Below are 12400 nucleotides of genomic sequence, written 5' to 3' on the forward strand. Positions count from 1 at the left end.
AAGCAACAAAGACTACCTACCTAAAACATTGGCGTTACATAATATTAGAGCAACTCACGAAATATTAGCGATAGTATCAGAAATCTCTGACACAACAGTGCTGACAAGATCAGAATCTTCACCTTCGGCCATGACCCGAATTAGAGGTTCAGTACCAGATTTCCGGATTAAGACCCGGCCGGTCCCGTCAAGCCGAGCTTCTCCTGCCTTTATGGCATCTTGTACCTTGCCCATCCCCAAAACATCATCCAACGGTACACCACTTGTGATCCGAACGTTTTTTAGTAACTGTGGTAATGGCGTAAAACCGCGAACAACCTCACTGGCCGGACGATCAGCCCTAATAACCGCAGCCAATACCTGTAGGGCCGCAATCAAGCCATCCCCGGTTGTTGTATGATCACTAATCACCATATGGCCGGATTGCTCACCGCCTAGGTTATAGCCCTGTTCACGCATTGTCTGAACCACATAGCGATCACCAACAGGTGTACGAATAAGCTCTAACCCAAGATCCTTCAGATAAGTTTCCAATCCCATATTGGACATAACCGTAGCAACAACCCCGCCACCTTTGAGAAGTTCACGGGCATGAAGTGTCTTGGCAATAATAGCCATCACCTGATCACCATCCACGATCTGACCATGCTCATCAGCCAAGATCAAGCGATCTGCATCTCCATCAAGCGCAATACCTATATCAGCACCATGTGCAACAACAGCTTCCTGCATCAAACTGGTCGCTGTCGCGCCACAATCCCGGTTAATATTAAAACCATCTGGTGTAACCGCCACAGGAATAACTTCAGCGCCCAGCTCATAAAGAACTGTCGGGGCAACCTTGTAAGCAGCCCCATTGGCACAGTCTATAACAACCTTCATTCCATCCAGGCGTAAATCTTTCGGGAAGGTGTTTTTCACGAACTCAATATAGCGTCCCGATGCATCATCAAGACGTCGTGCTCGGCCTAATTTTGTACTGGAAGCAAGTGGAATAGATTTATTGTCTTGAAGCCGTGATTCGATTTTGGCTTCGACATCATCTGACAATTTAAAACCATCCGGGCCAAACAACTTAATCCCGTTATCTTCAAAGGGATTATGTGATGCAGAAATCATCACGCCCATATCCGCCCGCATGGAACGGGTCAACATACCCACAGCCGGTGTTGGTACAGGCCCGAGAAGGACCACATCCATACCAACCGAGATGAAGCCAGCCGTTAAGGCAGGCTCCAAAAGATAACCTGACAAGCGTGTATCTTTGCCGATTACAACGGTATGACGATGGTTACCGCGAAGGAAGTGTGCCCCCGCAGCCTTTGCAACAGCCAGAGCAATTTCTGCTGTTACCGGTTCTTCATTGGCCTTGCCACGGATACCATCTGTTCCAAAGTATTTACGGCTCATCTATTTTTATAACTCCAACACCAACAATATTATTTTTTGTTTTTTACACAGCCTGCTTTATTGCCTGCCCAATTGCAAAGGCCTGACTTGTTTCAGCCACATCGTGAACTCGGTACATCTGCACTCCACGATCCAGCCCCGCCAACGCACAGGCAAGCGAACCAGCCACACGATCTTTGGGTTCTTCGCCTTGTGACAGCTTTCCGATGAAATTCTTTCGACTTACACCAAGCAAGACTGGACATCCAATGCCATGTAAAAGAGACAAAGTATCTAATAACCTAAGATTATGATCCACAGTTTTGCCAAAGCCAATACCCGGATCTACTGCAATCATATCTTTTGGAATACCGACATCCAGGCAAGCCTGAACGCGCGATTGTAAATAGTCATATATGTCCAGTGCGACATCTTGATATTGAGGGTTCGCCTGCATGGTTTCGGGTGTGCCCTGCATATGCATCAAGATAACAGGCACTCTTGCCTTTGCAGCGGCCTCAAGGCTTTCTGCGTCACCTTCCAAGGCCGTGACATCATTGATAATGGCTGCGCCCGCCTGAACAGCCTCGGTCATCACTTTTGCATGTCTGGTGTCGATAGAAACCAAAGCACCAGCCTCGGTAAGTTTCTCAACAACCGGAATAACACGTCTTAGTTCTTCGTCCAACGTAACAGGATCGGCACCCGGACGGGTTGATTCCCCGCCGATATCAAGAATGGTTGCGCCCTTCTCAATCATATGCAAACCATCTTCAACTGCGGTACGTGCGGCATAACGATCACCACCATCAGAGAAAGAATCAGGTGTTACGTTAATAACCGCCATGACATGCGGACGTGACATATCCAGTCCTGCAAACGACGGCCTTGATTTCCCTAAAGTCGCCAAAAGATCAGATGCCAAAGAGGTTAAATTCACATGCTTATTATCCGTCAACCACGGTAGAATTTCCGTAGTTGGCAGAACGTGACGCTCCCGAATATCACCAGACGAAGACCTAATTGTAACCTCGGCAGCAGCAAAGCTGCTTCCAATCCCCATAAAGGGTAGAGCCTTGCCAACTGAGTTATGGCTAGGCGATATTCCAACCGGGCGAATATAGAGTTTATCTGACATGAGATACCTGTGGATATCTGTGAAACCATCAAGGCCTCACAGAATGCGAGGCCTTGGTTTGATTAATTAGTAAGAACAGATGAAACCGATCAGCTCTCTGGCTGAGGCTCGGGCGTTGCACCGCCCTCGTCACCTTTCTCATCATCGCGATGAACTTTGCCACTCTTAGGAACAGATGCACGTGGCACATCAGAACCATGGCCAGAACTACTATCATCACTACGATCTATCTTGCCATTTTTCAGAAGTTGATCAACGTCATCACCTGACAAAGATTCGTATTCCAACAACGCTTTGGTAATAAGCTCCAGTTGATCACGGTGGTTTGTCAACACATCACGAGCCTGCTGTTCAGCCGTCTCTACAATGCTGCGAACTTCATCATCAATCATTTTCTGGGTAGCACCTGAAACATTCAGGCCGTTATCGCCTCCACCGCCATAGCTAAATGGATCATCTTGACGAGATACATAGCGCAAGCGGCCTAGCTTTTCGCTCATACCATATTCCATCACCATGGCACGGGCCATATTTGTCGCCTGCTGAATATCATTCCCAGCACCAGTGGTAACATTATCAGGGCCATAGATAAGTTGTTCAGCTTCGCGACCACCAAACATCATAGCAAGGCGCGCTTTCAACTCCATAACCTTATACCCAAGGCGATCCCGCTCTGGCAGGTTCATGGTAACACCCAACGACTGACCACGAGGAATAATTGTCACCTTGTGAAGAGGATCATTGCCTTTGATATGAATTCCGACAAGAGCATGCCCAGCTTCATGATAGGCAGTCATTTCTCTTTCTTCATCCGTCATCACCATGGACCGACGTTCTGCCCCCATCATGACCTTGTCTTTTGCATCTTCAAAGTCAGACATAGTAACCACACGCTTACCGGATCTCGCAGCAAGCAAGGCTGCTTCATTAACCAAGTTCGCCAAAGCAGCACCAGAGAAACCAGGTGTTCCCCGCGCAACAACACGTGCATCAACATCAGGAGCCAGAGGCACTTTTCGTAGATGAACCTTAAGGATCTTTTCGCGCCCAAGAATATCAGGATTTGTTACCGTTACCTGTCGATCAAAACGTCCTGGACGCAACAGGGCAGCATCCAACACATCAGGACGGTTTGTCGCCGCAATAATAATCACGCCTTCGTTTGATTCAAAACCATCCATCTCGACCAGTAGCTGGTTGAGAGTCTGTTCGCGTTCATCATTACCGCCGCCCATGCCTGCTCCACGGTGACGGCCAACAGCATCAATCTCATCGATGAACAGAATACACGGCGCATTCTTTTTACCCTGTTCAAACATATCGCGGACACGGCTGGCACCAACACCCACGAACATTTCAACAAAATCAGAACCGGAAATGGTAAAGAAAGGAACATTCGCTTCACCGGCAATCGCCCGTGCCAGTAACGTTTTACCTGTACCAGGAGGACCAACAAGCAGACAGCCTTTTGGAATTTTGCCACCCAAACGCTGGAATTTCTGAGGGTCCTTCAAGAACTCAACGATTTCCTGAAGCTCTTCTTTAGCTTCATCAATACCGGCTACATCGTCAAAGGTTACACGACCTTGTTTCTCAGTGAGCAATTTCGCCTTGGACTTACCAAAACCCATTGCTTTACCGCTATTACCTTGCATTTGACGGAAAAGGAAAATCCAGACACCAATCAAAAGAATCATAGGGAACCATGAAATCAGAATCTGTATCAAAGTTGATCCTTCTTCCAATGGAACAGCCTTCACGACGACGCCCGCATCTTGCAGTTTTTCAACCAATCTGGGATCATCCGGCGCATAGCTGGAGAACTGACGACCATCGCTGGAAACACCTTTGATCTCGCGGCCCTGGATAGTGACAGAGGTAACTTGTCCAGATTCGACCTGAGTTAGAAACTCAGAATAAGCTACCTGTTGTTGTCCGCTTTGAGACGACGGCCCCTGAAACAAATTGAACAGGGCAAACAAAAGCAGGGCCACTACAATCCATAGGGCTGCATTACGGCTGAAATTCAAGGTAACGACCTTCCAAAAAATCTGTGCTGTACCAAAACAGGTACAGCGAAATGAATCACTTCTTCTTAGAAGATAATGCGCTTACGCGCCTAAGCAACCGTAAAGGGCAACTGAATCAGCATATTTTTTGGTTCGAATCGCATTTTCATATGAATTTTGTCGATCCACTCCGGATTCAGGTACTCCAAATGGGGAACGGTTATGATTTTATCCCCAAGATAAACCGCTGGCAGACTATATCGAACGAAACGTGAAACTCCGACATTTTTCACTGACGGATGCAATACACACAGATTCTGCCAACCTCTTTCACCTAATGTTTGTAGCATTAGGCTATCATCATTCATTTCGTCATTAACCTGTACAAAAAATCTATTATCCCAAAGGCATTCCTGTCCAGGGGTTAACAACAGCTTTGGTACCAGTCTGTTCTCGCGAACAATAAAGATAACATCGTCTTTTTTTATAATCTCACAGCCAGCAAGTGTCACCTTAACCAGATTTTGACTCATCAACGATTGAACCAAACGGTCAAGCTTCTTGGTTTTAGGAGAATAATTTCCTCCGCCAATCGTCAAAAGCGTACGCTGAAGAACCCGTTGGAATATTTCAATTTGAATTTTTTCCGATTCGCGAAAATCAATCTCAGCATATCCGACTGGATTCAGCCGCACTCTCTGATCAATAAACGCATCAGCCCTTTTTTGTAGTGAGCGGCGAATACGACCCAAGCTATGGGTAATGCGTTCTAAACTACTCTTTCTTATTCCTTGCCGATCCAAACTGGGAAGCTGCTGTCTTATCCGGTTTCTTAGATAATCTGCCCGTTGATTACTCGGCTCTTCGATCCAGCCCCAGCCACAATGCCTAAGTGTTCCCACCAAACGTTCTTTTGGGAAACGAAGCAAAGGACGAATAAGAGTCATAGCACCGTCTTGCCGTTGCATGGAGATACCAGCCAAGCCATCAGATCTACTCTGCCGGACAAGTCGCATTAAAAAAGTTTCAATCTGGTCATCGAGATGATGCCCAAGGGCAAGAAAGAAAATTTCCCTCCTCTTGCACCACTGGGCAACGAGATCATGTCGTGCTTTTCGCGCCCGAACTTGTGAGCTTCCTTTTTCCTCGTCATCACCAACAAAGGTGCGTGTGAGAATGTCATGTTCAATTCCCTCAGCCACAAGGCGTGCATGTACCCATTGGGCTTCAATACCGGATTCAGGGCGTAGACCATGGTCTACAGTCACGGCAAAAAGTTCGCCGCCCTTTGTTTTCACCCAATCCCTAAGCAACAAACACAGTGCCATACTGTCCGCACCGCCAGATACCGCAACACCGATCCGAAAAGGATTGCGGGGAAGAGCTATCACAGACATCAACTGCGCAAACTCTTCCTCTGCAATAGGTCTAGATTTGTTACCAGGCTTTGGTTGAAGCACCTTTTCAGGCGACAGGTCACTCACAGGAAACCCTTTGCTTATGGCAGGACTATGGGCAGTTCAAACGCTGAGATTCCTGCCCTGCACGTTGCTTAACAATCGCACTTGCATTTGGATAGCGGTTGATCAGCTCACCAAAAGTACCACAGGCATCAGATGTATTACCCAGAGAAGACAGGGAAAGACCAAGCTTCAAAAGATTATCGGGTGCTTTCGAAGAATTAGGATAGCGTTGGAAAGAATCAGCAAAGGTTATTGCAGCTTGTTGATAATCACCACGGACATAATGGGTCTCACCCAACCAATAGGTGGCATTACCTGCAAGAGAATCTTCAGGGTGGCTCTCAACAAATGTAGAAAAAGCCTGTTCAGCTTCGTCATAACGGGCTTGGCGAAGTAAACCAAACGCATAGTCGTACTGTTCCTTTGGCGTATCACCAGGAAGCGTATAACTTGCGACTTCGTCAGAACGTAACCCACCCTGAATCAGGCTCTGTGGTGATGTACTATCAACAGCCGTGTTTGGTGCCGTTGCGGCCTGTTGCTGTGTATTAAAATTATTGAGGTCTTCAGCAGGAATCGTTCCCAACACACCAGGTTGCCCGGATATAGGCGGTTGTCCTGTTGTTTGCTGAGCCTGCGTCACTCTATTACTTGAAAGAGATGTTCCCTGCTGTCCTGCTCTAGGTTGGACACCAATTTGAGTGCCATTTTCCAAATTCTGCAATCGCAAATCGGTATCAGCAACAAGCTTGTCCAGTCTTTTACCAAGCTGATCGAGACGAAAATTCACCTCTTCAAACTGTCCGGTTAAGCCTCTCATCTGGTTTTCGACTTGGGAAAGACGAAGTTCCAATCGTCCAGCATTGGCACCGCCTGTATTGGTTCCAACAGCGGCGAGATCTTCGGCAGATGGCGTTTTGCCTTGATAAACGTGTTGTTGTAGCGTCACCAGCTCACGTTGTAGGCGATCAATTTTATTAACCAACCCCTGTACCTGTGAATTTTGCGCCCAAGCACTTGCTTGCATTGCCATAACAACAAACGCGGCACCGGCGCCTAAACGAAGCGTTTTCAAACTTACAGCCATCAATGACATTTTTTCTTGCACCCTTAAACGGTAATAGGTCCTGATTTTATATAGCCTTATATTGGTGAGAATATGGCACACCAATTAACCAGCCTACAGAAGCAGTAATTTAACAAAAAAATCCCGCTTGGTTTACACAACCAAACGGGATTTTTAATAAGGTCAGTCTATGCGCTTAGTTTACAACGAAGACTGCACGACGGTTCTGAGCCCATGCTTCTTCGGTAGAACCGAGAACTGCTGGACGTTCTTTACCGTAGCTTACGACCTGAACGCGGTTTGGATTTACACCAAGAGCAACAAGGTAATCACGTACAGAGTTTGCACGACGCTCACCAAGAGCCAAGTTGTATTCACGTGTTCCACGCTCATCAGCATGACCTTCAACAGTCAGTGTCACAGCTGGATAGCTGTTCATCCATACTGCAAGAGCTTCAGTTGTTTTCTGACCTTCAGCTTGAAGGTCACTTTGGTCATAACCATAGAAAACACGGTCACCAACGTTAACAACGAGGTGCTCCAGAGTACCAGGCTGTGGCCCCTGAATAGAAGAAGAACTTACAGACGAGGACTGGTCAGTTGTACCAGTTGTTGCAGATGAACCATCGTTAGATCCGTCTGCATTGTTATCAGAATTGCTGGCACAAGCACTTAGGAACAGTGCGGCTGCAAACATTGTGAGCAACTTAAAGCGCATAATTTTTTCGCCCTCTCGAGTAATACCCGAATACTAAAATTGTTAGGTGACCCATCTGAAACAACAGATCAACGAAGAAACTCAATAAACCCCCAGTTACACCGATTAAATCGGGAAACGTCCCCGACTATAACGATATAGCTGTTATTTATCAAGCATACAGCTTATTGCAATAGTGGAGACCAAGCCGGATCAACTCCATCAAGAGGCGTGACGACCTCTCTTTCGTTATATCCAGACAGATCTACTGTATAAACTTTGCTTTTCACCTTACCGCGACTATCGGACTTACCCTGTTTGTAATAGGACAGAACTCGCCCATTAGGGGACCACGTTGGACCTTCAGCATGATAACCTTCAGCCAACATACGTTCTCCTGATCCATCCGGCTTCATCACACCGATAAAGAACTTTCTACCGGAAAGACGCGTGAAGGCGATCAAATCACCACGAGGAGACCACACAGGTGTCGCGTAACGTCCTTTATTAAAAGAGATTCTCTTCACGTTGCCACCGTTAACATCCATCACATAGAGTTGCTGGCTACCACCTCGATCAGAGTTGAATACAACCTTAGATCCATCCGGTGAATAAGAAGGCGATGTATCAATAGCTGGATGATTTGTCAGACGAGAAAACTTTCTGGTCCGAAGATCCATAGTATAGATTTCAGTATTTCCACGATCAGCAAGACTCATCACCACAGAGTTGCCATCCGGTGAGAATCGTGGCGCAAAGCTCATTCCCTTGAAGTTCCCAAGGGTTTCTTCGCGCCCTGTTTGCAGATCCAGAAGCTTTACCTTTGGAACATTTCCCTCAAATGACAAATATGTGATCTCTTGCGATGTTGGTGAAAAACGCGGTGTGAATACATCAAATCTACCATTCGTCAGGAATTTATGATTGAATCCATCCTGATCCATAATCGCCAAACGTCTTTGGCGTCGATTCTGAGGTCCCGTTTCAGACACATATACAACGCGGGTATCAAAATACCCCTGCTCCCCCGTTAAACGCTTATAAATCGCATCAGAGATCCGGTGAGCGATGCGTCTCCAGTTGGTTCGTGTCGATGTATAGGAAAAACCAGTCATCATGTTTTCCGCATAAACATCCCATAAACGAAATTCAACACGGACTTTACCATCCCCCTGAACTTGCGCAGATCCAGTCACCAAAGCTTGTGCATTAATCAAACGCCAGTCACCAAAACGAACACCAACCTGAAGTGAATTCTGGTCTTGAATAAACGCTTTGTCGTCAATTGGTTTAAACAAACCTGTACGTTCAAGATTAGCTGAAATCACCTCGGCAATATCACGACCAATTAACTGTGCTTCAGGCTGTCCGCCATTAAAGTCTGCAACAGCAACGGGTAGAGGTTCCACAAAACCTTCGGTAATATTTACATTGATTTCAGCCTGAGCAGGAAAACTGCCAATCGCGATTCCCAACATACTGACCGCGGCAATCAGCAATCCGCGCGTTGCCTTTATTAACATCACTGTTCTTCTCCCGTTCATTGCCCGACCATTTTTGACGGATCAAATCAAATATTAATCACTTTCCAATCGTCATAAAGTTCGACTGGTAATTTGTAAGGTTCACACTCAACGAGTGCTTTACTCAGTTCGCTAGATACAGAATTAGAGACATCATCATGATCGAATCTCTCACGATCAACAACGATAACCTCTTCAATTCGACCATCCCTAGACAACTTCATTGTTAACTCAACAATAGTATCTAACGAAGAATTAGGGCTAAAATTTGTTTTCCAGCATTCACCAACAGTTTCCATAAACATAGCTGGTTGAGCGACTGTCAAACTTAGTGAAAACAAACAAACTCCTACGAAAAAATATGGCAAGCTAGATCTGCATGAAACTTCGAGATCATTGTCCAAACATCTTTGACGGATCAAATTTCAAATTTAACGTTTGCCAATCGCTATACAGATCGGTTGGAAGTTTATAGGGTGCACAACTTATTACAGCACGCCTTGCATTTTCAGCAGCGGTTCTAAAATAAGCGTCTTTGTTAAATCTGTTCTGATCAACAATTTTTACACTGTTAATACTGCCATCTTGACGCATTTGCATAGAAATTTCGACGATCATTTCGTCAGCTTGCAATGCACCCGCATCGACACGCCAGCAACGTTTCATCTGTTGCTGGAGCGATCGTTGAATATCATTGATCTGCGCTGCAGAAGCCCGTTGTCGGGTCGGCGTTGTTGGAGCCTTGCCCTTCGTCGTCGTTTTCTTCTGTGCCGACTTCAGCTTATCCACATTTTTCAAGATAGACGTAAGCGCATCAACTTTTGGCTTTGGCTCTTCTTTTTTCACGACTTCCGGTTTAGGCTCAGGGCGCTTAGGTGGCTTTGGTCGCGCCTTTGGCTTAGGCGGCACAACCTTTTTCACCTCTTCAGGTTCAGGCTCAATATTTTCGATAATCTCCGGTTCCGGTGCTTCGACCTTTAAAGGTTCAGGCTCGGGAACTGGTTCCGGTTCCGGAATTGGTTCAGGAGCAGGTTCGGGCTCAGGGATCGGTTCTGGCTGGGGCTGAGGCTCTGATTCAGGAATGGGTTCAGGTTCTGGCTGTGGTTCCGGCTCAGGAGTTGGCTCTGGTTGAGGTTCTGGTTCTGGTTTGGGTTCTGGTTTGGGAAGTTCTTCTGGCTCAGGTTCAGGAATATCCTGTTCCGGTGCCGGCGGTTTTTCCAGATCAAGCTCTGCAAGTACGACAAACTCAACAGGCACGACCTGCTCAGCAAGAAAAGGCTTGTTAAAGCGTGGTAATCCAAAAATTACAAACGCCAACAACGCCATGTGCATTAATAAAGAAACAGCAATGCCTGTACGCATATTCTTAGCGACTACTTCTTTTCTTTGGGTAATTCAGCAATCAAAGCGACCCTGTCATAACCCGCACTGTTAACAAGGCTCATCACCTGCATGACCCGCCCGTAATCGATAGCTTTATCGCCACGCACATAAACCCGCGTATCCGGTTTATTCTCTGTAATTGCATTCAGACGAGGAACCAGCTGTTCTTCTGTAACCTTCGTTTCTTGTAGAAAAAGCTCACCTGTGGCGTTTACAGAAATAACCAGAGGTTCTTCAGAAGCATTCAGCGTTTTGGCTTGCGCTTTTGGCAGATCAACAGGCACACCGACAGTCAACAGAGGTGCTGTGACCATAAAGACAATCAGAAGCACAAGCATAACATCCACAAAAGGCGTTACGTTGATATCACTCATCGGTTTGCGGCTGGAACGTTTCCAGCGGCCGCTGCCTTTGGATGCCCCACCACCAAGTGTCGGTGCTGCCATTCTAGTGCTCCTCTAACTGACGAGAGAGAATCGCGCTGAATTCACCGGCAAAAACTTCAAGTCGCGCACCATAACGACCGATATCACTGGATAGTTTGTTATAGGCAAGCACAGCCGGAATAGCAGCGACAAGACCAAGAGCTGTTGCAAAAAGAGCTTCTGCAATCCCTGGGGCAACAACCGCAAGACTTGTGTTTTTAGAAGCAGCAATAGAGGTAAAAGCGTTCATAATTCCCCATACCGTCCCGAAAAGACCGATGAAAGGGGCGGAAGATCCGACAGAAGCCAAGAACACCATGCCTCTTTCCAGAATATCCATCTCTCGGTTAAGGCTGATATCCATCACTCGATCAATACGTTGTTGCAAACTGACACGGGCATGATCACTACGACTACCATTGCCACGGCTACTGGCACGGCGCCATTCACGCATAGCAGAAATAAAGATACTGGAAACAGGATCAGAAGGCCGTTTTTCAATGCGGTCATACAGATCATCCAAAGATCCACCAGACCAGAAGGCTTCGTCAAACTGATCCGCACGGCGGCGCAAGCTGCGCAATTTCACGATTTTATCAATCATGATTGCCCAAGACCAGATCGAGGCAATAATGAGAATAAAGATAACGATTTTTACAATCAGATCGGCTTGAAGAAATAATCCCCATACACTGAGATCGTGGACGGCTGACGCCCCACTCAATGCGACAGAATCAACAACTTCTCCACCAAGACCAACTGTCTCGACTGTTTCTACAACTTCATTTGCCATCCGCTTTGACAGCTCCTTTTAGCACCCTAAACTCATTCCCCAAACTTACGTTCCAGGCTTACACCCCGAACTTACTTAAAGTCTGACTTATTTCTGATGGGATCCTTGCGGGTCCCCCCTTTTCATTCACACAAGCAATACGAATATCGCAGTGAACCAATGGAACATCGTCCCGATAAATAATCTGTTCAAACGAAAAGCTTGCACCCTTCATTTGGGTAATTCTGGACTGAACAACCAACAAATCATCAAGATACGCTGGCTGCGCGAACTTAAGAAAGCAATCTTTTACGGCAAAAAAAAGGCCAAAACGCCTACTTAGATCTGTCTGTTCAAAATCAAGGAGCCTCAAAATCTCGGTCCGCGCTCGCTCGGCAAACTTCAAGTAATTGGCGTGATAGACAATTTTAGCATTATCAGTGTCTTCATAATAAACACGAACGGGATAGTAATGATTGCCCTTTTCAAAGACCCCGGTAAGGGGAAGGTCACAAATTTGTTTCATCTCACCCTC

12 protein-coding genes are annotated in these 12400 nt (G+C 46.4%); all 12 read right to left on the bottom strand.

Annotated features, from left to right (window positions below):
• Positions 1-54: 54 nt before the first annotated feature.
• The 12 genes from glmM to ybgC all read right to left on the bottom strand — a co-directional run bounded on the left by glmM (position 55) and on the right by ybgC (position 12391).
• Positions 55-1410, bottom strand: coding sequence for a phosphoglucosamine mutase (glmM, locus tag WH96_RS00725; protein WP_047762228.1), 1356 nt, complete (start codon positions 1408-1410; stop codon positions 55-57).
• Between the two features lie 43 nt (positions 1411-1453).
• Positions 1454-2527 (bottom strand): dihydropteroate synthase, encoded by a 1074-nt coding sequence (gene folP / locus WH96_RS00730; protein ID WP_047762229.1) that lies wholly within the window; start codon positions 2525-2527, stop codon positions 1454-1456.
• An 89-nt stretch (positions 2528-2616) separates the two neighbouring features.
• The gene (gene ftsH / locus WH96_RS00735; RefSeq protein WP_047762230.1) at positions 2617-4557 is read right to left on the bottom strand and encodes an ATP-dependent zinc metalloprotease FtsH; all 1941 of its coding nucleotides are present in this window, start codon (positions 4555-4557) and stop codon (positions 2617-2619) included.
• An 89-nt stretch (positions 4558-4646) separates the two neighbouring features.
• Positions 4647-6020 carry a tRNA lysidine(34) synthetase TilS gene (gene tilS / locus WH96_RS00740; protein ID WP_047762231.1) on the bottom strand — a complete coding sequence of 458 codons (1374 nt, stop codon included), beginning with the start codon at positions 6018-6020 and terminating at the stop codon, positions 4647-4649.
• A 25-nt stretch (positions 6021-6045) separates the two neighbouring features.
• The gene (gene ybgF, locus WH96_RS00745) at positions 6046-7095 is read right to left on the bottom strand and encodes a tol-pal system protein YbgF (protein WP_053005511.1); all 1050 of its coding nucleotides are present in this window, start codon (positions 7093-7095) and stop codon (positions 6046-6048) included.
• Between the two features lie 166 nt (positions 7096-7261).
• A complete protein-coding gene (gene pal, locus WH96_RS00750; RefSeq protein ID WP_047762232.1) occupies positions 7262-7783 on the bottom strand; it encodes a peptidoglycan-associated lipoprotein Pal in 522 nt (173 codons plus the stop codon).
• A 164-nt stretch (positions 7784-7947) separates the two neighbouring features.
• On the bottom strand, positions 7948-9285 hold the full coding sequence (gene tolB, locus WH96_RS00755; RefSeq protein WP_218044995.1) for a Tol-Pal system beta propeller repeat protein TolB: 1338 nt from the start codon (positions 9283-9285) through the stop codon (positions 7948-7950).
• A gap of 47 nt (positions 9286-9332) precedes the next feature.
• Entirely contained in the window at positions 9333-9509 is a 177-nt protein-coding gene (locus WH96_RS21820) for a hypothetical protein (RefSeq protein WP_156176645.1), read from the bottom strand.
• Positions 9510-9678: 169 nt separating this feature from the next.
• Positions 9679-10647 carry a hypothetical protein gene (locus tag WH96_RS22275; protein ID WP_053005513.1) on the bottom strand — a complete coding sequence of 323 codons (969 nt, stop codon included), beginning with the start codon at positions 10645-10647 and terminating at the stop codon, positions 9679-9681.
• Between the two features lie 11 nt (positions 10648-10658).
• Complete coding sequence (tolR, locus tag WH96_RS00770) at positions 10659-11114, bottom strand: protein TolR (protein ID WP_047762235.1); 456 nt, start codon at positions 11112-11114, stop codon at positions 10659-10661.
• Between the two features lies 1 nt (position 11115).
• Entirely contained in the window at positions 11116-11886 is a 771-nt protein-coding gene (tolQ, locus tag WH96_RS00775; protein WP_047762236.1) for a protein TolQ, read from the bottom strand.
• Between the two features lie 58 nt (positions 11887-11944).
• Positions 11945-12391, bottom strand: a complete 447-nt coding sequence (ybgC, locus tag WH96_RS00780) for a tol-pal system-associated acyl-CoA thioesterase (protein WP_047762237.1) — start codon at positions 12389-12391, stop codon at positions 11945-11947.
• Between the last annotated feature and the right edge of the window lie 9 nt (positions 12392-12400).

It is taken from the genome of Kiloniella spongiae, assembly GCF_001026905.1.
Taxonomy (GTDB): domain Bacteria; phylum Pseudomonadota; class Alphaproteobacteria; order Kiloniellales; family Kiloniellaceae; genus Kiloniella; species Kiloniella spongiae.